21 protein-coding genes and 2 pseudogenes are annotated in these 25,651 nt (G+C 59.7%); 11 read left to right on the forward strand and 12 right to left on the reverse strand.

The window, feature by feature from the left end; translation table 11 throughout:
• Positions 1–90: 90 nt before the first annotated feature.
• A pseudogene (locus ABTX60_RS37150) lies at positions 91–405 on the forward strand (integrase core domain-containing protein); the annotation flags it as partial.
• 240 nt (positions 406–645) lie between these two features.
• On the opposite strand, the gene ABTX60_RS37155 reads toward ABTX60_RS37150, so the two are convergent.
• From ABTX60_RS37155 to ABTX60_RS37170, 4 genes are all read right to left on the reverse strand, one after another.
• Positions 646–1,152 carry a hypothetical protein gene (locus ABTX60_RS37155; RefSeq protein WP_003943781.1) on the reverse strand — a complete coding sequence of 169 codons (507 nt, stop codon included), beginning with the start codon at positions 1,150–1,152 and terminating at the stop codon, positions 646–648.
• 1,988 nt (positions 1,153–3,140) lie between these two features.
• Positions 3,141–3,890: a pyrimidine reductase family protein gene (locus ABTX60_RS37160; protein WP_003943770.1), complete on the reverse strand. Its 750-nt coding sequence runs from the start codon at positions 3,888–3,890 to the stop codon at positions 3,141–3,143.
• Positions 3,887–4,357 carry a flavin reductase family protein gene (locus tag ABTX60_RS37165; RefSeq protein WP_003943772.1) on the reverse strand — a complete coding sequence of 157 codons (471 nt, stop codon included), beginning with the start codon at positions 4,355–4,357 and terminating at the stop codon, positions 3,887–3,889. Before ABTX60_RS37165 ends, ABTX60_RS37160 begins: the two co-directional genes overlap by 4 nt.
• 510 nt (positions 4,358–4,867) lie before the next feature.
• Positions 4,868–5,152 (reverse strand): DUF2089 family protein, encoded by a 285-nt coding sequence (locus ABTX60_RS37170; RefSeq protein WP_003943765.1) that lies wholly within the window; start codon positions 5,150–5,152, stop codon positions 4,868–4,870.
• Positions 5,153–5,212: 60 nt separating this feature from the next.
• Between ABTX60_RS37170 and ABTX60_RS37175 the strand changes: the two genes are divergently transcribed.
• The 3 genes from ABTX60_RS37175 to ABTX60_RS37185 all read left to right on the forward strand — a co-directional run bounded on the left by ABTX60_RS37175 (position 5,213) and on the right by ABTX60_RS37185 (position 8,730).
• Positions 5,213–5,767 carry a GNAT family N-acetyltransferase gene (locus ABTX60_RS37175; RefSeq protein WP_157770421.1) on the forward strand — a complete coding sequence of 185 codons (555 nt, stop codon included), beginning with the start codon at positions 5,213–5,215 and terminating at the stop codon, positions 5,765–5,767.
• Positions 5,768–7,073: 1,306 nt separating this feature from the next.
• Positions 7,074–7,550, forward strand: a complete 477-nt coding sequence (locus tag ABTX60_RS37180) for a cation:proton antiporter regulatory subunit (RefSeq protein WP_037131094.1) — start codon at positions 7,074–7,076, stop codon at positions 7,548–7,550.
• A gap of 7 nt (positions 7,551–7,557) precedes the next feature.
• A complete protein-coding gene (locus tag ABTX60_RS37185) occupies positions 7,558–8,730 on the forward strand; it encodes a cation:proton antiporter (RefSeq protein ID WP_166502234.1) in 1,173 nt (390 codons plus the stop codon).
• A 1,018-nt stretch (positions 8,731–9,748) separates the two neighbouring features.
• Here the strand turns inward: ABTX60_RS37185 and ABTX60_RS43350 are convergent.
• Positions 9,749–10,153, reverse strand: a complete 405-nt coding sequence (locus ABTX60_RS43350; RefSeq protein WP_003943784.1) for a hypothetical protein — start codon at positions 10,151–10,153, stop codon at positions 9,749–9,751.
• 981 nt (positions 10,154–11,134) lie between these two features.
• On the opposite strand from ABTX60_RS43350, the gene ABTX60_RS37195 reads away from it, so the two are divergent.
• The 3 genes and pseudogenes from ABTX60_RS37195 (at position 11,135) to ABTX60_RS37205 (ending at position 15,056) form a co-directional block, all read left to right on the forward strand.
• Positions 11,135–12,379, forward strand: a complete 1,245-nt coding sequence (locus ABTX60_RS37195; protein WP_003943767.1) for a thiolase family protein — start codon at positions 11,135–11,137, stop codon at positions 12,377–12,379.
• A gap of 413 nt (positions 12,380–12,792) precedes the next feature.
• Positions 12,793–14,076 (forward strand): ergothioneine biosynthesis protein EgtB, encoded by a 1,284-nt coding sequence (gene egtB / locus ABTX60_RS37200; protein ID WP_350835200.1) that lies wholly within the window; start codon positions 12,793–12,795, stop codon positions 14,074–14,076.
• Between the two features lie 168 nt (positions 14,077–14,244).
• Positions 14,245–15,056, forward strand: a pseudogene (locus ABTX60_RS37205) (L-histidine N(alpha)-methyltransferase).
• Between the two features lie 678 nt (positions 15,057–15,734).
• On the opposite strand, the gene cysS reads toward ABTX60_RS37205, so the two are convergent.
• From cysS to ABTX60_RS37230, 5 genes are all read right to left on the reverse strand, one after another.
• Complete coding sequence (gene cysS, locus ABTX60_RS37210; protein WP_298782163.1) at positions 15,735–17,135, reverse strand: cysteine--tRNA ligase; 1,401 nt, start codon at positions 17,133–17,135, stop codon at positions 15,735–15,737.
• A 49-nt stretch (positions 17,136–17,184) separates the two neighbouring features.
• Complete coding sequence (locus tag ABTX60_RS37215) at positions 17,185–17,505, reverse strand: DUF6510 family protein (RefSeq protein ID WP_352101408.1); 321 nt, start codon at positions 17,503–17,505, stop codon at positions 17,185–17,187.
• The gene (locus ABTX60_RS37220) at positions 17,439–18,173 is read right to left on the reverse strand and encodes an FAD-binding oxidoreductase (RefSeq protein ID WP_003943782.1); all 735 of its coding nucleotides are present in this window, start codon (positions 18,171–18,173) and stop codon (positions 17,439–17,441) included. The genes ABTX60_RS37215 and ABTX60_RS37220 overlap by 67 nt, the downstream gene beginning before the upstream one ends.
• Complete coding sequence (locus ABTX60_RS37225; RefSeq protein ID WP_003943768.1) at positions 18,170–18,763, reverse strand: molybdopterin-dependent oxidoreductase; 594 nt, start codon at positions 18,761–18,763, stop codon at positions 18,170–18,172. Before ABTX60_RS37225 ends, ABTX60_RS37220 begins: the two co-directional genes overlap by 4 nt.
• Before the next feature lie 305 nt (positions 18,764–19,068).
• A complete protein-coding gene (locus ABTX60_RS37230) occupies positions 19,069–19,563 on the reverse strand; it encodes a carboxymuconolactone decarboxylase family protein (protein WP_198402566.1) in 495 nt (164 codons plus the stop codon).
• Between the two features lie 659 nt (positions 19,564–20,222).
• On the opposite strand from ABTX60_RS37230, the gene ABTX60_RS37235 reads away from it, so the two are divergent.
• From ABTX60_RS37235 to ABTX60_RS37250, 4 genes are all read left to right on the forward strand, one after another.
• Positions 20,223–21,254, forward strand: coding sequence for a bifunctional methionine sulfoxide reductase B/A protein (locus ABTX60_RS37235; RefSeq protein ID WP_003943754.1), 1,032 nt, complete (start codon positions 20,223–20,225; stop codon positions 21,252–21,254).
• Between the two features lie 196 nt (positions 21,255–21,450).
• On the forward strand, positions 21,451–21,909 hold the full coding sequence (locus ABTX60_RS37240; RefSeq protein ID WP_352101409.1) for a hypothetical protein: 459 nt from the start codon (positions 21,451–21,453) through the stop codon (positions 21,907–21,909).
• A gap of 4 nt (positions 21,910–21,913) precedes the next feature.
• Positions 21,914–22,510 (forward strand): hypothetical protein, encoded by a 597-nt coding sequence (locus tag ABTX60_RS37245; RefSeq protein ID WP_352101410.1) that lies wholly within the window; start codon positions 21,914–21,916, stop codon positions 22,508–22,510.
• Positions 22,511–22,797: 287 nt separating this feature from the next.
• Positions 22,798–23,439, forward strand: a complete 642-nt coding sequence (locus ABTX60_RS37250; RefSeq protein ID WP_037131084.1) for a TetR/AcrR family transcriptional regulator — start codon at positions 22,798–22,800, stop codon at positions 23,437–23,439.
• 199 nt (positions 23,440–23,638) lie between these two features.
• Here ABTX60_RS37250 and ABTX60_RS37255 read toward each other — a convergent pair whose 3' ends face one another.
• Entirely contained in the window at positions 23,639–24,997 is a 1,359-nt protein-coding gene (locus tag ABTX60_RS37255) for a mycothione reductase (RefSeq protein ID WP_351646395.1), read from the reverse strand.
• A complete protein-coding gene (locus ABTX60_RS37260) occupies positions 24,981–25,535 on the reverse strand; it encodes a DUF1003 domain-containing protein (RefSeq protein ID WP_352101411.1) in 555 nt (184 codons plus the stop codon). The genes ABTX60_RS37255 and ABTX60_RS37260 overlap by 17 nt, the downstream gene beginning before the upstream one ends.
• Between the last annotated feature and the right edge of the window lie 116 nt (positions 25,536–25,651).

Raw genomic sequence — 25,651 nt, forward strand, 5'->3', positions numbered from 1 at the left:
GGAGCCCTGCCCGTTACTTCCCGCACCCAATCCGATGGACGACCCACAACACCCTCCTGACCTCGAATGTTGCGTCCACCGATTGAGCCCAATCAATACACGTCAATTACGTTCACCGACAGACTCATTGAGGCTGGTATCGATACCTCGATCGGGGCCACCGGGTCGAGCTACGACAACGCTCTCGCCGAAACGATCAACGGTCTCTACAAAACCGAGTTGATCAAACCCCGCGGGCCATGGCGAACAGTCGAACATGTGGAAATCGCCACCTTGGAATGGGTGGACTGGTTCAACCACCGACGCCTCTACGAGCACTGCAGCGATGTTCCACCGGCCGAACTCGAGGCGTTCCACTACGGTGAACACAGAACTACGCGAATCGCGGAGTTCTCAAATCAGTAAGTCTCCCGACTCGCCGGAGCGATTCAGTCTTACCCCCGGCAGTACTCGATCGGGATAGCAACCAAGCACTCGAAATATTCGTCAGGCGCGCGAACCGGAACATGTTGCCGGAGAGGCAGACTCACCGTCGACGAATGCAATGCCATCGACGACGGTGCCAGTAGCTGCCGTAACCGCCGCGCCGTGCCTGCGGTGCGAGCGCCGAGGACCTCGATCATACGGGACTGAGTTTGAGAACTGCTACTTCGACTTCGTGTAACTGCCCTCAATATCTTCGAGGGCATCGACAAGGCGGTGAGGTAGATGGAACTCCATATGCCCTGTGCGGAGGTAGGATTCGGATGACAGCACTCCCTGCATGATTTCGTTACCAGGTCGCAATTCATGTGCTCGTTGCAGTTCCGTGACAGCTGTCTTTATTACCTGAATTTCGGATCCGTCACTCATCAGTAAAGTGATTCCGATCCACGAGGGGTTGATGCCGGTGAGCTTGAGTAGGGATACGGGAGTTCCGTTGACTTCGATGTACCTATAGTCCCCGGCTGCAAGCAAAGCTAACCTCACTGCATTGGCACTTTGCGTGTAAGTGTGGGAATCAGAGTCAGTTTGATTGATCTCGAACTGTTTCCGTGCCTCGACGAGTTGGATGGTCTTTGTATCGAGGTCTGCGATGTCGCCTGGGTTGAAATATCGGTCGAGGCAGCGAATGCGCTGGTTGAGATGAATCCGGGTGCGCTTGGTCGCCACAGGGGTAACTCCGTTCGTGTAGTCGTCAATTCCATTGTATTGCAATAATTCGGGAGCAGCGCGCCGTAGCAACGTCAACGTGACGCCCCGAGGACACGGAGTTGGAGCATTGTTAGAGCTTGTGGTCGACGGACGGATCGGCAAGCGGAAGGTCGCGGTTCCGCCAATGAACGTCGCGCCAGATCAGTCAGGGTGGGAGATACGCCGCTCAGCCGCGGTGAACCCTGCCCGCAGATTGCTCAGCCACGTTCGAATGTATAGGGCCTCGTTGGAGATTTCCGGTGTTTACGGCGCTGCCATAAAAGTTGTCTGATTCTTGCTTGTCGAAAGCTCGGAAACCGTTGCAAGCTCGACAACTGCTGCCAAGCGACTGAGCTCCAACTGTGTTGCGGTTTCTCGCCATGATTAGGAAATGTCGTGGTCATCGACCCATTCGAGTTGTTCGAAGTCACCAGTTTCGAGTTGAGCATAAGCACCCAGCCGAATTCTCGCGGTCTGCGTTCGAGTCACTATTGCAACTCAATTCTTCGCGCGAGCCGCTTAGGGCTGTTTTTCTACTTCTCGGCGCTGGCATTGGTGGTCGTAGAGGTCGGCGTACACCGACCCGAGTTCGGCGCTTCGGGGAAGTCCTCGCTTGGCTCTTCCGCAGTTCCTTCGAGTCGGGCGGTGGCCGTTTCGACTTGCCAGGCTCGCGTGTCAAGCACAGCGGACACTTCGTTGACCAGGCGTTCGACACCGCTCACGATGGCGCCGGTGAAATACCCGAACGCTCCCTCCCATCCTTGTTTCGCTTCGTCCCGCGCTGATGTACAAGTACTTTTGCGCAGTCATAGAGAAACCGGAATACTGCGGGCTCCATATCGAACCCTTACGTGGTTTGACCTCCTCGTAGTAGCTGGCGATCTCGAACGGGCGGCCCCAGTTTCGTGCCGTATTGCGCATTGCGGGTCCGACTTCCGCTTGTCCGGCATGTGATGATCTCTGCGAGTACATCGCCAGCGTGAGAGGGATTGCGATCAACGATCATCGTCCAGCATCTGCCGATGTCGCATTGACGGTCGCGTCGGCCACGGTTCTCGGTGTCACTGTCGGCGTTCTGCTTGCCGAGATGGTTGTCGGTGTCGTGGTCGGAGGCGGGTACCGCAGTGGTGTTCCGCTTCGTGCTGCGCTCGATCATCGCCCGGAAATGATCGACTGCGCTGATCAGGCGGTGCGGAATAGCTCTTATTATAGTGGCTGTCGGCGCTGACGTTCTTTGCCCCGGGTGCCGCCCGAAGAAATGCCGCTTCGACGGCCACATGCAGAGAGATACAAGGCTGGTACCGACCCTGTGAAATCGTTGAACATCCTCTTGGTGCCAGCAGCTTCGTCATGAAACGGAAAAGTTGGCAATGCCCGCCGGGCGGCTCTATGTCGCTTACCCTTCGGTGGTCTCGACTATTGCTTCGTGAGCGTCTCCACGGTTTCGACTCGCCGCTACTCCGCCCGGCGTGCGTTCCATACTGCACCCTCGATGCACCGACGAAGACTTGCAGCAACGCCTTGTCGAACTCGGTGAACCCGTGATCGTCTGGAGCTTCACCGCTCTTCAAGGCCCGCAGCGAACAACAACTGATCTCTCGATCCCAGCCTTCTGAATGTACCCATCCTCAATATTTGGCGTGCGTGATGGAATCTGTCAGGGCGTCCCGTACCCCGTGTTGACGCACGGAGAAGAATGGATGCGGTAGGACGAGAATGTCCCAGGCTAATTCTGCGAGTGCAATTCCGAACGTCGGGCTGGTCTCTCCAAGTCGCGCGTGTCGACGTTAGAAACCGATTTCGTCCTCGAGTGCCCCAGACCGGCCGATGGAAGACCAAAATTCTGCGCGTCGCACCATGTGGGCCCAACTCCGGTCCTCGAACCAGAACTTGTCGCAAACCACTCGCTCCGATGAATTCGTTCACAGCGATCTCGCAGTACACCAGGTAGACGCTGCTGACAGCGTTCAACCTGCCGGACGAATTCGTTGATAACGCATGTACAGGTATTCAGCTTCGAGCAGTACGTGCCGTAGCCGCAACGTCTGTGGAACCGCTAGTGCCGGAGCCGAAACCAGTCCAGAGGCCGGTTGTGGCCCAGCCAGTATGGGGGAAAGCGTGAAGCACATGTCATCGACTAGATCGTGGGCGACGAGCGTGGACAGAAGAGCGGGGCCTCCTTCGCAGAGCACTCTTTTCAGTCCTCGATCACGGAGTCCTTGGATCATCGCGATCGGGTCAACGTCGACGTCTCCAGCCACCATGATGTCGGCCCGACACTGCACGTCGGGTTGGCATCGAGTCGCTCCCAGTGCGCTGGTGACAATGATGGGGCGGGATCCTCCGGTGAACAGCGGGGAGTTCCAGGGAAGATTGCCGCTGTGCGTCACCACCGCCACGGAGGGCAACGCGGCTTGCCTGCCTTCGTCACGGCGGTATCGACGAAGCTCAGCATCGAGCATCGCCGGCCCATATCGTTCCGCGCGTATTGTGCCGGCACCGACGAGGAGCACGTCGCAGTACGCCCTTAGGGACCTCAATAACTGATGGTCGGCAGTATTGGAGATAGGGCGTACCCGTCCGCCGAATGCTGCGGCGCCGTCGAGGCTGGCGACCATGTTCACGCGAACCCCTTCGGGGGCATCGGCATAGAAGTCGTGAACGGTGTGACCTCGGGCACCGAATGGAAACAACGATCGCCACTGATGCGCCGTCATGCGTCATACCCGGGGTCGAGCCCCCGAACGTCGGCGAAGGTGACGATCTCACCTGGAGCACGACTGGTTTCGGGTTCGTGGAGAACGGCAACATGATCATCCATCTCCACCTTTTCGTCGAGCACGCGACCAACAAACCACGCTGCCGCGCCTTTGAGAATCGGAAGCCCGAAAAAGCCGAGCCTCCATTCACCGGGGAGGAACTTGTCGATGTCGTCACCTGTCGACTTCTCGGACGACCGGGCAGTGTATTCGTGTCTGCGAGGGACAAGACAGCTGCGATTCCTGCTCGAAAGCCCGACGAGAAAACATGGCGGCGAGATACTGATCTGCGGTGCGAACCCGACGAGGCGGCCGGCACGTTGGTTGCCTGCGTGAGCCGTCGCGACGCACATCGGGTAAGTGAGAAACCCCACGATCTCCTCGAAAGCTCTGTTTGATGGCGGGTTTTCGTTCGAGGCCCGCATAGTCGCTCCTCTGTTTCACTCAGTTTGTTTGACGCTCTCACCGGAGCGTCGCATGCCGATCCTCTATGTGCGGCAAGCTTTCACATCATCGGAAGCTGAGCTATTTTTCCTGCTTCTACTTCATTGAGGGCCATCGACGCAGGCAGATGCCGTCGCTACGATGCTCACGTTTCTGATCGTGGTTTGTTTCGGGAAACGCTCGAATGACGGTACGGAAAAGTTGAACGCCATCGCAGACGGAGTGGCAGATCGGATGAGTCCGCTGGTCGCTCCAGCGGACATATACTCAAGGTGGAGGCCAGGTTCCCACGGGTCCGCTTGCGGCGCGAAGCCAATATCGAGCATCGATTCTGGCGATGTACGAGTCCGTTGCTCGTCGCGTGCTGACATCGCCGGCACACGAGACCCGACCGGTACGAGCAAGCCCGCGACGCCGCGACTGGCCGGTAAGTCAGAGCTTCTCCCTCAGCACGAGGACCGCCCCGACGAGGATCGGCGGATGGAATGCGGTCATGTGATTTCAATTGGTCGGCTCTCCAGATAGAGTGCGGCAATCTGGGTCACTGCGTCAGCCGGGAGGTTCCGGTCTGATGCGAGAACGCGTAGAGCACGGAGGAAATGGTCGTCGTTGGATTCCAAAACCTGGACCTTCTCGATAATGCGGTCCAGCCGAGTTCGGATCGTCGGATAGCTGACCTGATATTCATGGGCGAGCGCCTTGAGACTGCCCGATTTCAACACGAAGAGCCGCACGAAGGTCAGATCTGCTCCCGTGAGCTCGTCCGTCCATGCCATGCTCGACCACTTTCACATAGTAAAGCAATTTCTCAATAATGTTGCACTAGGCTATCAGGCATGACCGCACCCAAAGTAACTATCACTCGGAAGTCTGAACTTACCTACCGTCGGATTACCGCACTCAACGTAGAGGATATCTGCGAGCTCAGCGAGACGCTGAGCGATGTTCAGCGGGAGATGGTCGCTGACAATGGAACCTCGATTGCCGAAGGCTTCTGTTCGGACGTGGCCTGGTTCCGCGGCGTATACGCAGGGGAAACCCCGATTGGCTTTGTGATGACTCATACCGGCTCCGACTGGGATGACGGCATCGAATGCCACGGCGAATTCCTCTGGCGACTCATGATCGCCAGCCCTTTCCAGAGCTTCGGATTCGGGCGACGCGTCGTTCAGGAAATCGCCCGAAGGGTCGTCGCCTCCGGGCGCACTCGGCTGTACACAAGCTACAGCCTTGGCTTCGGCAGCCCCGAAGGTTTCTATCGAAGACTCGGCTTCGAGCCCACCGGTGACAGCTTTGGCGAAGAACCCGAAGCGCTCCTCGACCTCAGCATGAGCAACATCCTCGGTGAGGACTTCACAAATTCGACATCCGGTGGACTTCTACGTGACTGATCCGCCGTACCTGATCAGCGTTACTGAAGTGCCGAACACGTCGGAGGTGTAGTTCGGCGCCCCAGTCGACGTCGGCTACCCCGCCCCGTCGACGTCGTAGGTGCGTGGGGCGTGCACATCTCAGTCGAGATCAACACGATCTTCTCGATCATCGCCGGAGTGTGCCGGAACCAATCGAGTACGACATGCGCCATGTGAGGAACTCGGGCAATCCATGGATGCCGCTGGCATCGTCGGTGCGGACCGACAGTTTCCGTTCGACTCCCGCTACTCGGGATCGGACGGAAACTGCGCCAGCGTGCCCCTCGACGACGGTGACGTGGTCGGTTGTAGTGCTGAAGTCGGCGTTACCCATTAGGAGCAGCAACGCGACGGGCGACCAGGGACATGCTCTCTTCAGTAAATGCAGCGCACACCGAAATGAAATGCGCTGTGGTAGTTCAGCGTTGCCTCTACTAGCCGGAGTACGCAGCGGTGAGCGACATCGAGATGCGTGGGACCGTGTTGTCGGCGTCTAAGTGGCGGCCGGGGGCGGCAGTACAGGTGCGCCTCAGTGGCACATAAGTGTTTCCTTCGTCACTGCCCCGGCGCCCGCCCAGTAACCGGCATAAATCCATGCGGTGACGCAATCATCCCACGCTTACCGCCTACGCTTTCGCTCCTGTCGCCATATCATCAACACCCACAACAGATGACTCGCGATAGCTATCGCAAACAATGTCAGGTGTATCCGATCGGCGGTTGGCTCCCGGAAAATGCGACGGCTCATGCGTTGGGCCTCAATCTCGGCGTGGACGAACGAAATGTGTGGGCCAGTTTAGCGTCCGGCCGTGAATAAGTATGTAGCTGAGCCATTTCGATGCGTTGACGGTGCATTCACCCCGATTTATCGAGCCCGCTATTTTGGATGGAGGTGCCTCTAAGTGCATCCAATTCGCCGCCAGCCAGGCGCTGGCCCATTCGGACGACTCCCACACCGAGACATCTTCGAGTTCGTCGTGAGGTCATTATTCTTCGACGCTCAACCGTCAGGGCAATCGGGATGAGCTGACGGTCGGCCATCTTCGGAGCGCGGTCAGGAGATGCCGATTGCTGTGCGATCGCCAACGGCGGTGCATCGGGTCTGGGCCGGGTGGCGACGTTCGACCCTGTCGGCCCGTTCTAGAGGCTGAACACCTTGAGTGTCAGGACTGCCTGTTGCCTGGCCGAATGGCTTCAGGTCCAAACTGTTCGGTGGATCGCTGGTTCGCCCGTCGTGAACTGCGTCCAGCGGATTACGCCCTCTCGCGATACCGTTGGTATATGAATAGAAGTCACCCCACTACCGGGGATCGGGACGCGCAAGGATTTTGTTCTGTCTTCCGGTCGTCGCGTGGGTGTCGTCACCCATCGGGACGGTCATACCGACCTCATCGTTTCCAAGGCAGACGACCCTGACGCGTGTGCTGCCTCGCTGCCTCTGACCACCGAGGAAGCGGCAGCGCTCAGCAATCTCCTGGGTGCCCCACAGCTCGTTGCTCAGCTCGAAGAAGAGCACCGTGACCTTCCGGGCATTCGAACCAAACAACTCTACATCAAGGACGGTTCTCGCTACGACGGACAGACCCTCGGGGACACCGGCATGCGCACGCGCACCGGAGTGTCCATCGTCGCCGTCATGCGCGCAGGACAGGTCAGCCCGTCCCCGAACCCCGACTTCACCTTCACCGGGGGAGACCTTCTCGTAGCAGTCGGAACGCCGGACGGTTTGGCCGCAGCGGCAAAAATCTTGGCCAACGGCTGACTGGCGCGTGGACACAACCACCCTCGCACTGATCGAACTCGGCGCGGTCTTCTTCGCGCTCGGACTGCTCGGACGACTCGCTGCTCGCGTCGGCATGTCGCCGATCCCGTTCTACCTGATCGGCGGCCTGTGCTTCGGACAGGGCGGTTTCATCCAACTCGGAGACATCGGCGAGTTCTCCCATCTGGCAAGTGAGATCGGGATCGTCCTGCTCTTGCTGCTCTTGGGGCTCGAATACACTGCCGCCGAGCTCGTCACCGGTCTCAAACGCTCGCGGGTAGCCGGCATCGTCGACATCGTCCTCAACGCCACCCCTGGCGCGGTGGTCGGCTTGATGCTCGGCTGGGGCGTCGTGGGGGCGACGGTCATGGCCGGCGTCACCTACATCTCGTCTTCGGGAATCATCGCCAAGGTGCTCAGCGACCTGGGGCGCCTCGGTAACCGCGAGACACCGGTCGTGCTGTCGATTCTGGTGTTCGAAGACCTGGCGATGGCGCTGTATCTGCCGATTCTGACCGCGATGCTTGCGGGCGTCAGCTTCATGGGCGGGCTCGAAGCGGTCGGGATCTCGTTGTTGGTCATCACCGTGGTTCTTGTTGTGGCCCTGCGATACGGGCGGTACGTCTCCGCGCTCCTCGACAGTCCCGACAGTGAGACGCTCCTGCTCAAGCTGCTCGGTGCCGCACTGCTGGTTGCCGGCATCAGTTCGGCGATGCAGGTGTCGGCGGCTGTGGGCGCGTTCCTCCTCGGGATCGCGATCTCGGGGTCGACGGCGCACAATGCCAGTCGCGTACTCGAGCCCCTTCGAGATCTGTTCGCTGCAATGTTCTTCGTGGTCTTCGGTCTAAACACCGATCCCAGTTCCATTCCGCCCGTCCTCGGGTGGGCTGCGATCCTGGCCGTCGTCACCGCGATCACGAAGCTGATCACCGGCGCCTGGGCGGCCAGACGTCAGGGTGTCGCGCGAATGGGTCAAGCGCGCGCCGGTGCCGCCCTGATCGCCCGCGGTGAGTTCTCCATCATCATCGCCGGGCTGGCGGTGTCCGCGGGTGCGGTCGACGCCGAACTGGCGGCATTGGCAACGGCTTACGTGCTCCTGATGGCGGTCATCGGTCCAGTGGCGGCAAGAGTTATCGAACCGGTTGCCTCGTTGTACATCAAGGTTCGTACGAAGTCCTGATTGCGGCCCTATTCTGTCCGGATGTCGAACAGAATCGCCCGTCCCGCCGCGACTCGGTATCGGTCAAACGTTGAACCTGTTGAAGGGCAAGCCAACTACCCGAAACGCTCACAAATGCTTTCAGCGCCTCGGAAATTTCGGTTCCGCTGAACCAGCTCTTTAGCGAATCTCCAAGTGCACCTTCACACAATTGGGCGTGGCAGGGGCAAGTCGGGTCCGCAAGGGTAGGTCGATGACCACTTTGCCCACAGCCCCGACGATCGAACCGACTACCGGATCGTGATCAGCCGCGCCTAACCCCGACCGCATTGCTCGATCACAGACACGGCCATGACCTCATCCCGTACTGGTACGAACCATCCCCCCTGATTTTCCTCACGTTCGTAACGGATGCCACCATCGCCGGTTTCTGCTGCTGTCAGGAGTTTCCACGACCTCGGCCGCGATCGAAGCAACTCGATGTTGCGGCGCGGTGCACAGTTTCGTCGCGAGTCATGATGGCCCCGTCCCGCAGGCACCATCCTGCGCGCACTCGAAGGTGGCGGCGCCGGCTTCAAACACGCCACCGATGGAGACATGCACGAGGACGTGTGCAGTGGTGACGGATTTCGTATGTGCCAACGAACTGCTCGGTTCGGAACCGACCAGCTGCGCCTCTCGAACTGCCAACACTCCACCCCACTGGACGCCTCACGCGGCAATGATCGTCAGTCGCACTCGACTTTGACACGACAACAGTGTGATGGCTCGTCGGACTCAATCCCAGCGGATCGATCAACGTACGCACCTCACTGTGTGGGCCGGGTTGCCGATCGTCGCCAGCCATGCGACGCAACGGATCTCCATCTGAGATCGATTTCTTGGGACCACGTAGGGGCGGAGATTAGCTTCGGCCAGCTCACCTGCGAGGCCAGTGACGAACTAGTGGGAGATATCTGTCCGGCGTGAGTCTTCGTCCTGTCACCTGAGCGGGTGAGTCCTCGCTCTTCATCTGTTCCGCTTGACGCTGGTGACATGATCACACAAGGAGCACTGGAGACTCCGGCATCACCACGAACCTTGGGGCCATGTGATTGTGACCGTGTTTCGTCAGCGGACTCGAGAGGGCGTAGCGGAGGGGTACGGGAAACTCGGTGCGGACGTCATCGCGGCGGCCCACGAGATACCAGGGCTTATCTCTTTCAAGCGCTTTCAAGCGGACGATGGCGAGAATTGCACAATCGTCGAGTTCGACGACGAAGCATCCCACAACCGGTGGCTGGCGCACCCAGTACATCGTGAAGCGATGCGACGCGGTCGCCACGACTACTTCGTCGACTACACGATTACCGTCTGTCAAGCCCTCAGGATTCTCCGGCAGGCCCCTCTCCCACACGTGGAAGTGCTCGATGCCTGACGGGATCGAGCCGAACGACTGGACCATCGATGTTCCCTGGCACGACTTTCGGGTGGAGGTAGATCGCTACGCTGTGGACCCAGCGCGCCGACTGGTCGTGGAGCCGGACGGAGTCATTTCTGTGCGAGACTTCGGAAGCACGCTCGCAGTGGCCCGAGTTGAGTCCGGATCGCTGACCTGTTTTTCGGAGGTGAACGACCGAGCGTACACATGGACTGAAGGCTCGGTCCACCCTGTGTCCGGACGTTGCTGGTGGCGAAACGACTCCGGGGAGAGGGCGGTGCTGTTGCTCGATCGAGCTGACACGGCACATTCATGACCTCCACCCGCGAGCGGCGGTTTCTCAACTCCCCACTGCGGCAACGGTTTCAAAGACGACAACGATGATGAACGGCTTCCAGCAGTCCGAGGGCTCTGATAGGGATAGGCTGTCCTGTCCCGTTGCACGAGGAATTATGCCAAATTCACGCTATCCCGCCGAAGACCGCACCCCGGTACGAACTCTGATCAACTTCTAAATCTCCTTGACCGCGACTGATCGGTGACGACGATGGGAACGGTGAGTTGGCGCCCGCCCGTGCCACTTCGAACTCGTCGGCGGACGGAATGGAGGCGGGCCGGAAACGACGCCGATGTAGATGCCCCGGTTGATAATTCATTCCATTACTGGGTACAAACGCCGACCCTGTGCCATCCTGCTGCGTTATGCGGCGCCGGATATGCCCGGTGAATGGCCGACTTCGGCGTATTGCTGCAGTTCAACGGTCACGTCGACCCTTCCTGCATTTGTCGACCCTTCCTGCGTTTATAGGCCCAGCACATCCGAACGGACTCTTCAGTCCAACTACTCGGGTGGGACTCAAGGTAGGTTTGAATCCGCAAATTTCGGTCACCCGACAAGTCACAGAGAAGGATTGCACCGAGGACACCGGCGCAATCGCACGACACACCGTATGTTTCCCTTCCGCTCCGAATGGACCCAAAGGTCCAACCTGCTAACGTGCACGCATGGACAACGATGCCTTTGTCATTGGTGGGGTACGAACTGCCGTCGCAAAATACGGCGGCGCGCTGTCGCATATCCGTCTCGACGATCTACTCGGCCAAACTATGGCCGCAGCGTGTAGTCGCGTCGAGGTTCCTCTGGAACGGGTGGAGGAGATCGTGGCAGGGTGCGTGAATCCTGCTCATGAAGGGATGGGAAATCTGGGCCGGTGGGCCGCCTTGGCGGCCGGATTTCCGGATTCGGTTCCAGCGATTACTGTCAACCGCTACTGCGCGTCGTCTCTGAGTGCGGCGGTCACGATCTCGCACGCAATCCGCTCAGGCGAGATGGATATCGGGCTCGCCGCAGGTGCCGAGTCGATGTCCCGATCGGGTTGGGCGTTCATGAAGGGAGATGCCGCCTTCGCTCCACGGGGACCGCAAATCATGCTGGACACCATGTGGACAGGGGCCGGCGGACCACCACATCCAGGTCTGGCGACCCGAAACGCCTACATCTCGATGATCGAGACTGCGCAGAACGTAGCCGACCGCTATGGGTTGACTCGCGAGGAAATCGACGCCTTTGCACTGCGCTCCCATCGTCATGCGGCAGCCGCCCGTGACCGCGGGCGCTTTGCCAAAGAAATTCATCCGATATCCCTTGCTGCAACACGCACGACGCCGGCACGGCAGTTTGACACCGACGAGCTCATCCGTGGAGACACGACCGCAGAAAAATTGGCTGCACTGCGGCCACAGCCCAATACGACGCAGATGACAGCAGGAAACTCCAGCGGACTGTCCGACGGGGCTAGCGCGGTCGTTCTAGCCTCACGCCGTGCCGCGTCCAAACTCGGACTGACGCCACTTGCGCGTGTGGTCTCATCAGCGACGTACGCGATGGATCCGGCTTATATGGGTATCGCTCCAGCCTGGGCAATGGCACACGCGCTGTCGCGCGCTGGCGTCGCTCCAGAGGAGGTCGATGTATGGGAAGTTCATGAGGCGTTCGCCGCGCAAGCCCTCGGGGTACTACGTGAGTTAACGGTGCAGCTCGACGGATTTCAGGTTCCCGACGACAAACTGAATCCGAACGGGGGTGCGGTGGCAATCGGACACCCGTTCGGCTCGTCAGGAAGCCGCTATGTCCTATCCCTGGCTACGGAGTTGGCCGAACGCAACTTGCGATATGGTCTGGTCGGGGTGTGTGTCGGATCTGGACAGGGTGTCGCCCTGATGCTGGAGAACGCACGCGAGTCGGGATGAACTAGTCGTAGAAGCTGAATTATCGACCCCCTTGCAAGTGTTTACGGGGAACGCGGATGATCGTCTTCCCCGTGTGCCGTTCGATCCGGTGAGGTAATCAATTGGCCTCGACGCGTGTGATCTGACCGATGTTTACGATCGGATCCGAGATGTGGCCTCGGCACGTTGCGAAACACGCCAAAGAGACACTTCTGCCGCCCGAGAGATGCTAGTTGCTTGATCGCGGCGTTCCATCCAGATGGAGCTGTCCGCATTCGGCGCCACATTATAGCGGCGCAACGGACCGTCGGCAAGTGACCCAGCGTCATGGTATCAATTCCGCGCATGTTATTAACTCGTTTCGATATAGGCTTTCGCCAATTTGTACCGGACCTGCACCGATGTGGGTTGGGAATCTCGATAAGGAGCACGATGTGATCGCAGTGCCCCCCGAGTCGGTGTCCGGGTCAGAGGTTGCGTTGAGTGTCCACTATGAACGGATCCGCAATTACACCGAGCTGCTCGCTGCCCCTCTGTCACCTGAAGATCAAACCGTACAGTCGATGCCAGACGTATCGCCGACGAAATGGCATCGCGCACACGTAACCTGGTTTTTCGAAACCTTCGTGCTCAGCGCACACGAGAAAAATTTTAAGCCCTACCAGGAGCGGTACTGGTTTTTGTTCAACAGCTACTACGAGCAAGTTGGACCTCGATTCTCGCGCCCCCTGCGAGGCGTCATCTCTCGACCCGGGGCACATGACGTAGGGGTCTACCGCGAGTGCGTCGATAGGCGAGTCCAGGAGCTGCTTCGATCCCCAGATCTGGACCATATTGGGGACATTTCCAGCTTCGTGAAACTCGGGCTTCACCACGAACAGCAACATCAAGAGTTGCTGCTGATGGACATCAAGCATGTCCTGTCTCTCAATCCCCTGCGCCCCGCTTATGGCGGGGTATGGACGAACGAGCTGACGAGCGGCGCCCTCGGCTGGCTTGATTACACCGGCGGCCTGATCGAGATCGGCAACGCACAGGGATTCGCCTTCGATAGCGAGTTACCTCGTCATCGACAGTTCCTAGAGCTGTATCGGCTTGCAGACCGTCTAACTACTAACGGCGCGTGGATGGCTTTCATCGATGACGGGGGTTACGGTCGTTCCGAATTATGGTTGTCCGACGGCTGGGCGCGGGTCAACTCGGAGGGATGGCAGGCGCCGTTGTACTGGACCCGACAAGACGGGATCTGGCTCGAGCACTCTCTTCATGGAACTCATCCCGTCGACCCCGAACGGCCGGTCGTGCACGTCAGCCACTATGAAGCCGACGCTTTTGCGACCTGGGCAGACAAACGACTACCCACCGAAGCCGAATGGGAGCATGCCGCATCACTTCAAGGCCTCGAGTCCTCCATCTCAAGCGGCGGCAAATCCTTACATCCGACAGCCGCGGGACTCACGACGGGAGGGTCGAGACAACTTTACGACAGCGCCTGGCAATGGACTCGCTCGGCTTATCTGCCGTACCCGGGGTTTGCTCCGGCGCCCGGAGCGATCGGGGAGTACAACGGCAAATTCATGTCCAATCAGATGGTGCTGCGAGGTGGATCGGCGTTCACATCGCCCGGACACACCCGGGCCTCCTACCGAAATTTCTTTCCTCCGAGCGCTCGCTGGCCCCTTACCGGCGTCCGACTCGCTGACAATGGAGACTCATAGTGACCGACTACACCAGCCCTCGTGTCCGCATCCAACGAATCGCCGATCCGGAGTCGATGTCTTCGACCCTCAAGTCGGACGCTAGAGACGGACTGACCGCGAAACCGAAATGGCTAACCTAAACACCTGTACGACGCAGCCGGCAGTGAACTGTTCGATCTCATCACCGTGCAACCGGAGTACTACCCGACGCGAGCGGAGCGCGCTCTACTCGACCAATACGGTGAGCAGATTATCCAAAGATCTGGCGCAACGACTTTGGTCGAACTCGGTTCAGGCTCGTCGGAGAAAACGCCGGCGCTTCTGGACCCGTTGACTGCAACTGCCGGCGGAGCAGCAGTTTATGTGCCGGTCGACGTTAGCGTCAGCGCCCTAATCGCCGCTGTCGGCAAACTCGAGCAAGAGTATCCGGACCTCACTATTCATGGCCTCAAGGCCGACATTGACCAGCACCTTGACCTGATCCCTAACTATGGGACACGACTTGTGGGGTTTCTCGGCGGTACGATCGACAACTATCGACCCGCCGAACGGCACACCTTCCTCTCCGAACTCGCGAAGAACTCGAATAGCGGAGACACGGTTCTAATCGGAGTCGACCTGATTAAGGATCCCCAGCGACCAATACGGGCTTATGACGACGCGGCGTCACCGCCGAGTTCAATATCAATGTGCTGCGGGTTCTCAACCGGGGACTTGGAGCTAACTTCTCGCTACCCAGGTTTCAGAACGTTGCGGCGTGGAATGACGAAGAGCACTGGATCGAGATGCGACTGCAGGCTAAAGAAAGACACGTGGTGGACCTAGGTGTACTGGATATAGACGTCGAATTCGCCAAGGACGAAGTGATACGCACCGAGGTCTCGACAAAATTCACCCGCGAGTTGATCGAGTCGGAATTCGTGCTTGCCGGTCTGACCCCTGCTGACTGGTGGAGCGACGGGGACTACGCGCTTGCCTTAGCAAGGAAGGACGCGTGACGGCATTGCGCTGACATTGGGTGTGTGGAGAGTTTTTTACGGGTCAACAAAGGGGGCGATGTCGGTGCTGACCTTACGACCACCGCGGCGCCTCGGACTCGCTAGCACCCGTTCCACAACGAAATATGGACCTGGTCGACTCCGAAACCGACCACAAACGGCGCACGGCGTGAGCTACCTCAACCCTGACGGTATCTGAGGCGCGGCGCCGGGGAGGAGTCGTTCCAGGCCAAAGCAGTTGGGTTTTAAACAATGAACACGTCGATTCCAGGAGACCCAAAGAAAGCGCCCGCTAACGGCCCTTTGGTGGAGTCCCCCAGCACACGCCGCGGAAATTCGACCTGCCTCGGTAGTTCGAATGTGAGTCACAGCTCAGCAAGTCTGGCTGCGTTGCTCAAGCGAATCCCCGAAGGCTGGACTCTCGCCAGATACGCGGGGCGTCCGTACGGATTGACACGAACCACGCGGGTCGATGGCCGAAGTATCAGCATTTCCGCCGAGGAGTTGGGCGGGTCCGATCTGATCAGCGCCAATGTGTATCGCACGGTCGAAGCAGACCACCTACGTCCTTGCGAAATGCCGGAAGCCAAGGTGCTGGCTTTCTTGCGAGGGTGGGTGCCCGCTTGACCCGATCACAATCAGTCGGCTGTCAGCGTAGCCGGCCTCCACGAACTTCAGTTATGCCTGTGTCCACGTGGTTCCTGAGGAGTGGTCCTCGATGACGATCCCGCTGCGAGCGAGATCGCCGCGGATGCGGTCAGCCGTGACAAAATCTCCTTCGCCGCGGGCACACGATCGATTCGCGAGGAGTACCTCAACGAGAGCAGTGACCGTGCTGCTGTGCTGGCCGTCGCGTGGCGCCGTCGGTGATGATTCCGTCTCGATCCCAAGCACGCTGGTCATCGCTGTTATCGATTGGTATGCCGCCGCGGCTGCTGCGGTCTCGCCGTTGTCGACGGCAATGTTGCCGGCGCGCACATGGTCGTGAAGGACGCCGAGTGCAGCTAGGACATTGAGATCGTCGTCGAGTGCCGCCGCGAATGCACCCGGTAGCGTTGGGCCACCAACTGTTGCGTCCTCGAGGTGTGTACGTGCACGGTGTTGGAAGTTCGCGATCCGCGCAACAGTTGCATGAGTGTAGGTGAGCGCTTCTTCCCGATAGTCCAAGGCACTGCGGTAGTGCGCGCTGAGCAGGTAGTAGCGCAGCGTAGCTGGTCCGACCCGTCGAAGGAGTTCATCGGCAGACAGATAGTTGTCGAGCGACTTGGCCATCTTCTGTCCGCTGATGGCGACAAGGCCGTTATGGACCCAGTACCTGGCGAATTCGTCTCCGGCAGCTGTGGACTGGGCCAGTTCATTTTCATGGTGGGGGAATCGCAAGTCGATGCCACCTCCGTGGATGTCGAAGGCAGGTCCGAGGTAACGGCGAGACATCGCCGAGCACTGGATGTGCCATCCCGGCCTGCCGGTACCCCAAGGTGACGGCCAACGCGCAGATTTCGGTTCGCTGGGATTCGTTCCCTTCCATAGGGCGAAATCCTGAGGGTTCTGCTTGGCCTGTCGGTGTCCGTCGTCGGATTGCAATAGGGCATCGGGGTTCTGGCGAGTGAGCGTGCCGTATGTCTGCCAGCTGCTGACGTCGAAGTAGACATCGCCGGATCCATCGCTCGCGACGTAGGCATGCCCGCGTCGCAGGAGACGGTCGATCAGCGCCAGCGCCTCCGTAATGTGGCCGGAGGTGCGTGGCTCATATGTCGGGGGAAGGATACCCAGTGCGGTGTAGGCGCGAGTGAATTCCGTCTCGACGCGGTAGGCACGGGCCCACCACGGTTCCGACTCCGTAGCGAGAGCGAGGATTTTGTCGTCGATGTCGGTGACGTTCCGGACGAGCGTGACGGTGTATCCACGGTGGGTGAGCCAACGTCGCCAAAGGTCATAGACGAGGGCACTGCGTAGATGTCCGATGTGTGGTGCGGATTGGACGGTCGGCCCGCACACATAGATGCTAACCCTGGCTGGGCGCAGCGGGACGAACTCCCGTAGTGCCTGGTGACCGCTGTCGTAGATGCGGATCACCATCCTGGACGGTCCTCCGCGGATGTCGCTGCGGCCATGGATTGGAGAGCGGTCATCGTCGAGGAACAGTGATGTAAGACAGTCCTGACAAGTTCACTACTGTCGCTCGCGGGTTCTGGACGATAACCGCTAGCACTGCATCACAGTCCTTGCACCGCATGACGGCTCCCATGGCCGTAATGAAGGCGCGTGTCCGAGCAAGGCCGTAGACACTGCCACAGTGGCGGCATCTGCCGATCGCTTCTGTGATCTCGATACCGAGAATCTCTACGAATGTCCCTGCAAGTGCATTTCCGTCAACGTGAGTCAATTGCTGCCTCCGAATCGTTCCGTGCGGATGCGCGCGGGGTCGTGACCGAGTTCGAGAAGCCACTCGACGATCGTCTCGACGAACGCGGTAGGTCCGCAGATGTAAGTGCGCGGCGATGCCGACGCTGAGAAGGAAACCGCTGCGACCCCGTCACGGGTCAATCTGCCGGGCGGACGAACCGATCTCGGAGGCGACTCACGCGTATGCACGATGTCGACGGTCGTTCGCGACAGTGCACCCAATTCATCGGCGAACAAAACATCTCGAGGAGTCCGGACCGAATACAGCAGTCGAAAGTCTGCGCTTTCCTCAACGCCTTCTCGCGCCGAAGCCATCGAGAACAAGGGCACTACGCCTGAACCCCCAGCGATGAGCTGGACCGGCGATCGATCCGGATCCGCCGGATTCCAGATGAAGTACCGCCCGAGTGGTCCCTGTATCTCCACTTCGTCGCCCTCAGCGAGTTGATGCACCAGGAAAGGCGATACTTCCCCGTCGGGTACCTCATGGACCACCAAGACCACTCGAGTGGACTCACCCGAGGATGCGAGCGAGTATGAACGGGACGCCTGGTAACCATCCGGAGCCGTCAGCCGGAGGTCGAGGTGCGATCCAGCGTCGTTTCCGGGCCAGGTCGGAACATCGAGTTCGAGGCGAACAGCCGAGTCGGCTTCGTAGCGTCGACCGATTACCCGCCCGACGTGCCAGCGGACCAGGGTTGGGTTGGTCATTGGTAACGTTCCTCCCGCCACGGGTCGCCCCGGAGGTGGTAGCCGTTCTGTTCCCAGAAGCCCGGATCATCCGATGGCATCATATCCATTCCGCGTACCCACTTCGCGCTCTTCCAGAAGTAAAGGTGGGGTACGAGCAACCGTGCCGGCCCTCCATGTTCTGCTGAGAGCGGCGAGCCCTGAGCCTCGGTGGCTATCCAAGCCTGCCCGTCGAGGAGGTCTTCGAGAGGAAGGTTGGTGGTGTAACCCCCGAAACTCCGGACCATCGCGTAGTCGTGACTAGTCTCGACGTCTTCGAACAGCCGGTCCAATGACACCCCACGCCACGCCATGCTCAGCTTCGACCAGTGGGTGACGCAGTGAATATCAGTGACGATGTCCTCGACGCCGACACTCAGAAGCTCTGTCCAGTTCCACCGGTGCTTGGTCCCGTCCTCCGTCCTGATCGTAAAACTCCAGTCGTTCTCCTCGACAGCCGGCGTGGGCCCGGCAGTGAGCACCGGCCAGTCATCGACGAGCGTCTGCCCCGGAGGCAGATTCGGGTTACTGGAACCTCGCCGCCCTCCGAAGCCACTATTGATAACTCCCATAATGTGCGCTCCTCAACCTTTCTACGATGTTCGTCGCTGGGATGTTCGCTGGCATGTTGCTTGGACACTATCAACGGCCGGATTCAACCGTTGCGAAACCAGCCTTCGGCTTCGAGGAATCTTGAGACCGTGCACATTACAGAGAACCTCTCCGCCCGCGCCGTGCACGTCGCAATGATTCGCTCGCCGACAGCAATTTTCGCCTCGGGACGAGGTGAACGCTTCCCTCGGCAGCACCGAATTTTCGGTTGGGAAGAAGCTCCGCCCCGCGCGGTTGGTTCGGAGGTAGTTGAATCGAATCGCTCTCACGTGACCGGGACAGCTCCTTGAGCAAGTTTCAGCCGGGTCCACACATTCATGTTAATGATCACCGCCGCGATCTCCGCGACCTCGAGTTCCGTGAAGTGGAGCCGCAACTCGTCGTGAACAGCAGAGAACTGCTGGTGACGAAACAATGTGAGGCCTTCGCAATACGCGAGAGCCGCTCTCTGTGCAGATGAGAACATCGTGCTCTCACGCCAGGAGATGAGATGCGCGGCCAGTGCAGATGAAATGCCAATCTCTGCCGCAATTCGGGTGTGCAGAATAAGGCAGTAGGAGCATGGGTTCAGTTGCGCCACACGCAAACGGAGGAGTTGCAACAGTTTCCGATCCACCGACAATTCAGCCGAGTACCCGAACTGTACTGCCATTTCTTTGGCCAGCTCGTGAAAGGGTGTGAGGTCAGGGTCGAACCGCGTGTTGTCGAACCGGACATTTTCGGACCCTGACATCCAGCCCTCCGCGCTGACCTCAGACACAACGACGCCAATCATTCGTGGCCAGGCCGTTGATCGCTACGGCGCACTGAGATGCCTTCGATGAACGAACCTCGATACCTCGGCGTCGCTTACTTTCCCTCCATAATGGCGATGTCCAACCTGTCTGCGGTTTCGGCCATCCTGACTTCGGCCAGGCGGTACGCCTACGCACATGAGTTGCGAAAAATGTCACCTGGCCCCTGCTCTGCGAACGAAGTTGCGCGGGACTCCACATCATCCCGTCGTGAGAGATGGATGGCTGCCTGATCGTCCATCATGGTCGAAGGTCCCCGCGTCTCTGGAGTTCTATCGACTGCGGCCCGTCGCGGTTGTTCGGGCCAGCCGGTCAGATCTCGTATGGACTCGTAGGTCCATGTCGAAGTCTCCTCCGTGGGTCTAAGTTAACCATGTCGACGCACTCCGCACTCGCTGTCGAATCTCCGTTGCCGGAAAACCATATGCTAACTACACTAGGGAAAGTCAGATGATCACTGCACCGTCGTGCGAACATGTGTTTCCATTCGCGACACTCGCCTCGATCACAGCATCATCTCAGAACAGATCCGGAATAGTTGGACCCAGAAGACCGTTCTAGAACAAGTGGCAGCTATGACGGATCCCTGCAGGAGTAGCCACTTACGTCACAGAAGAGGAGTCCAGTGACCAACGACTACCGTAAGACCTCTGAGGCATTGAGCCGTCTAACCGACATTCAGCGCCGAGTAACACAGGAGGACGGCACCGAGCCTGCGTTCGGCAACCCGTACTGGGACAACCATGAGGCCGGCATCTATGTCGACGTTGTTTCGGGTCAGCCGTTGTTCTCCTCCACGGACAAGTACGACAGCCGGACAGGATGGCCCAGCTTCACCGCCCCTATCGACAATGAGGCCGTCACGACCAAAACGGATCAGAAACTGAGCAGGGCTCGCACCGAGGTGCGTTCCTCAGGTGCCGACAGCCATCTCGGGCACGTATTCAGCGACGGCCCTGAGGCTACCGGCGGCCAGCGTTACTGCATGAACTCGGCCGCTCTGCGCTTCGTCCCAGTCTCACAGCTTGCCAAGGAGGGGTACGGCGAGTTCAGTTCACTGTTCGAGACCGACCACGAGGGGAGACACAGTATGCCAGGCGATATCAAGGACGCTGGAACGATCACACGCGTCTCCGGCATAGAGACGGCCGTTCTAGCCGGCGGCTGCTTCTGGGGTATGCAGGATCTGCTCCGCCGTCAGCCCGGCGTGCTCGCCAGTCGCGTGGGGTACGCCGGTGGGCAGAACGACTACCCGACTTACCGTAATCACCCAGGCCACGCGGAGGCCGTCGAGATCCTCTTCGACCCGGCGCAGACCACCTATCGGAACATCTTGGCCTTTTTCTTCCAGGTCCATGACCCCTCGACACTGGATCGACAAGGCAACGATACTGGCTCCAGCTACCGTTCAGCAATTTTTCCGTTGACACCTGAGCAGGAGCAGATAGCTCGCGACACGATTGCCGACGTGAACGCCTCAGGCTTGTGGCCGGGGAAGGCTGTCACCGCGATCGAGCCTGCGGACTCGTTCTGGGCTGCCGAGCCCGAGCACCAGGATTACCTGGAGAAATACCCGAATGGTTACACATGCCACTTCCCACGTGATGGTTGGATACTGCCCGAGCGTGCCCCTTCGGACGTTAGGCGTAGCGGCTAATTCAGCCACAACGGAGACCGCGGACTTGTCAGGTCCGCGGTATTCGTTGTGTCGCCGGGCCAGCTGAGCAACCCTTAATTACTCGTCGAGAAGCCTCACAGTCGGTAATTCTTCCTCGACTACCGTCCAGCAAAGAGCACGCGTCCGAGCAATGGCCCGGCGTGACAAGGACACCTCTGCGACGGGAGTACACCAGATGCGTGATGGGTTCAGGTTGCCGGGGTACGGCGGCGCCGCGATCTTCCTTCGCAGTCATGCGGTTCCTGCCGCTGTCTTCGAATCCGACGTACCCACACTCGTTTTCGACGTAGGCCTGCTCAGCCCCGATCGATTCAATCAGTATCTCAGCAGACACACCGACGAAGGATTTGTCGAACGGCTGGCGGCGTTCTTCTTTCACGCGGCCGCAGACTTTCATCCCGAGAAATCGCTTCCGGCGCTCACCGACGAACGACTCGGGCTGATGATATCGGTCTGTTCCAGCACCGATCGAGAGGTGGAACTCGACTTCTCACTCGCCGAGGATCCCGAATCGGAGGACACCGAACGCGACGAGATGACCTTCGAGACAAGCCGAGTCGTCCTCGCGACCTCGGCGCAAACAGTTTCTCGACTCACCGGTGGAGTAACCACCCACTTCGACGGAGAGTGGTGACGACATGGGTTTCCTCTTCGAGGTTCTCGATTTTCCCGACGGCAGTCGGATGACCGACCTGTGGAACAACACGTGGGCCGAGCCGGCGATCGGAGAGGAGATCGCTTCCGGTCACTTCATTCACCTGGGAGACGATCAGCACGTCGACGTGGAGACCGATTTTCTCAGTAGCCACCTCCCCTTCAACGTGGCAGGCTTCGGCGGAGTCTTTCCCGACGGCAAACCCTGGATGTTCGTCATGCAGAAGGCACCGGCCGACCTCGCGACCAGGCTGCGCGGTGAGGACGATCCACACTCGCTTCTGCGCGGATCACTCGACCGCGCCATGTCTTTCAACCGCGATGCACTGGTGGCCGAGGAATTGTCCTGGAGGCATGGCGATCTGGTGAAGGTATACGAGGAAGAGGGCATCCCAGCAGCATCCATCGCCGGCTGGTCGGCCGCGGACCTCCTGCGCGGCCTCTTGGCGCAGTGTTGCAATGCCGAACTTGCCGCCGTCGTCGCCGGATACCCCGAATGTGCCTACCCCGAATCGGCGCATGCGTGCGAAACCGACGTGTTCTCCGACGTGTTCGCCGGTTGGGTCAGCGGACAGCGGTGACGCGGTACAGGAGACTCCTGTCGCAACCTATTTCGACACGTGATCTATGCGTGACAGCGATGGTAGTCGGGCTTGTACCCAGGAACGCCGTCCGGCACAGTGATCATCCGAGGTAAGGATTGACACCTCCGACGAGCGAAATGCATGAGCAGTGATGACTGCGATCTACAGTTGCAGCGGACTCGACTCGTGTCCCAGCTGATGGCCACCGGGGTTATAACCCGGTGGTCATCAGGGCGCGGAGGCCGCTGCATCGCTCGATCACACGATCAGGCTAATCTCGGTCTGTGAGTGAGGATGATAGTGAGCTACGTGCGCGGCGCTTGACCGCACGCGGTGCCGCGACCCGAACGCGGATTGTCGAGGCTGCCGATCAGCTGATGTACGAGCGAGGTGTGGCCTCCACAACCTTTGCTGACGTCCGCGCTGCAAGTGCCACGTCGAAGTCACAGCTTTATCATCATTTCGCCGACAAAGATGCACTTGTCAGGGCGGTCATCGAGGCTCGTGGCGACGCCGTACTCACTCACCAGCGCCGACGCCTAGCCAGGGTGAAGTCTTTGCATGGTCTCGAAATGTGGCGTGACGAGCTGGTCAAACGCAACGCGCTTCGGAACGGAGCGTATGGTTGTCCACTCGGGTCCCTGGCCAATGAGATTGCAGATCACGACGAGGACTCACGCCGAGCGATTGCCGCCCACTTCGAGGCATGGACCCAACTGCTGGTCGATGCGATGGACGAGTTGAAGAGACGCGACGTCCTGCGACCGGATGCGGATTCCCGGGCGATGGCGAGCGGGCTTCTGGCTGCCGTACAGGGAGGATATCTTCTCGCCAAGACAGCCCGCAACGTTCGTCCTATGCAGGCAGCGCTCGAGATGGCGATCGCGCTGGTGCGCGCGCACACGACCGAGAACGGTCTTGCCTAGCTCTGTCAGTCTCGGCGGGTGCACAGAGCTGGCCGATCCTCCAATTCCGTTACCGTCACCACCGCTTTGCGGAACACCGACCCCGGGATATATCGGGCTGTCCCCGCGCATACAACTTGATGTCGCGCGAACTAGACGACGCCGGGCGGGGTATCTGGCTCGCGGCCCGTCAGCCGCAGGCTGACGGGCCGCGGATGTCTCATAGCTGCAGTAACGCCTGCTCCACGACCTCCGTGAGCGCCGGGTGGATGTACATCACCTCGCGGGAGATCTGATCAACCGTCTGACCGGTCATCATCGCCTGAATCAGCGGCTGAATCAGAACCGCCGCATCCGGACCGATGATGTGCGCACCCAGCAGCGTCCGCCCACGAGGATCGGCAAGCAGCTTCACGAAACCTGTGGTGTCCTCGAGCGCCCACCCGTAGGCAGCGTCGGCATACGCCCGAACAGTGACGACGTACTCGATCCCAGCTTCCTCGAGCTGTTGCTGGGTCGCGCCGATACTCGCGACCTGGGGATCAGCAAAGACCGCGTGCGGCACCAAACCGGTCGGCAGCGGCTTCGGATCGTACGCGTGGAGAAGATTGTGCACCATCGTGCGCGCTTCGGCGTTGGCCAAGTGCTTGAGCTGGAAATGATTCGCCAGATCGCCCAGTGACCACACACCGGGCGCCGTGGTCGCCCCGGCCGCATCGGTGACCACATGACCATGCTCATCGAGTTCGATACCGGCGGCCGACAGATCCAGAAGGTCGGAGTTGGGTCGCCGGCCCGCTGCCACCAGCAGCATCTCGGCGGAGACCTCGCGCTGCCCCTGCGCGGTCTCCACAGTAGCGACCACACCCGAAGCACTCGGCTCCACGCGCACCACCTCCGCGTCCAGATGCACCGTCATCTCCTGCACAGCCAACTCGGTGAACCTGTCGGCGATCTGTTGATCCTCACCATTGAGCAAACGCGGACCGCGGTGAACGATGGTGACCTCGACACCGAAAGCGGAGAACACGTGCCCCATCTCGGCAGCGATGAAGCCGCCGCCGATGATCAACAACGACGAGGGCAGATTGTCGATGCGCATGATGGTGTCCGACGTGTGATATTCGACCTCGTCCAGGCCACGGATGGCAGGCACGATCGGCCGGGAGCCTGCTGCCAGCACAACCTTCTCAGCGGAGAGCTCCACCTCCCCGACCTGCAGCCGTCCCGGGGCGACGAAACGGGCCTGATCGGTGTACACGTCGACGCCGTTCTTACGCCGATAATCCACCGCTTGGGCGTGCAGTGGATCGATGCGCCCAAAGATCCGATCGCGGATCTCGGACCAATCGACCGACTCGACCCGCGCATGCACTCCCAGCCTTCCAGCACGTTGTGCCGACCGGACAGCATCGGCCGCCACCACGAACATCTTCGTCGGGATGCAACCACGATTGAGGCACGTACCACCGAAGCGCGAAGGTTCCACGATCGCCCTCCGCAGCCCATCGAACTCCGGGGTGAACAGGTAGTTACCGGTCCCGGCACCAATCACGATCAAATCATGCGTCGTCGCCATATTGCGTTCCTTTCCTTGACTGTGCCGCTGAATCGGACACCGAAATCGAACTGTCAGAGCCCACGGGAACTTCCAGACGTACGAGCACTCCACGAATAGCGTGCAGGTCGGCCTCCGTGTTGGTGGCAACCCGCAACGCCTCCCGAGCACGGCCGCGATCACGAGCCGCAGCCCGGCGCTGGGACAGCAGGATCAAAGGCCCCTGCAACGCAGCCACCGTCGCCAAAATGGCGCCGAGCCCTGTGAGCATGGTCGCCGGATGCGGCTCGAACGGGCGCAGGACAAAATTGACCGCCAACCAGCTGACGATCACCGTCACCAAGCCCGCCAGAAACCACCAGGTCCCCACCATATCGGCGATCTTGGCAGCCCATCGCTCACCACGACCCGGACAAGGCTCATCGAAGACACCAAGGCGGTGACCACAATGCGGACACACCAAATCATCCACCCACGTCAAGCCTTCATCACCGGTAGAAGACGACACCATTCCATGTCCTCGCTCTGGTTGTTCAACTGACGCGATGAGCTCATACACACGGAAGGATCGCTGGGATTCCTCGAAGAGGATGAGATACAACAAGAACTGGCCGACCGGGCTGCAATCAGCTTGTCTGGGCCGAGTAGCGGCACTCTCGAGAGTTCCGCAGAGCA

Origin of the sequence: Streptomyces sp. NPDC126510 (genome assembly GCF_040302345.1) — a bacterium.
GTDB lineage: Bacteria > Actinomycetota > Actinomycetes > Streptomycetales > Streptomycetaceae > Streptomyces.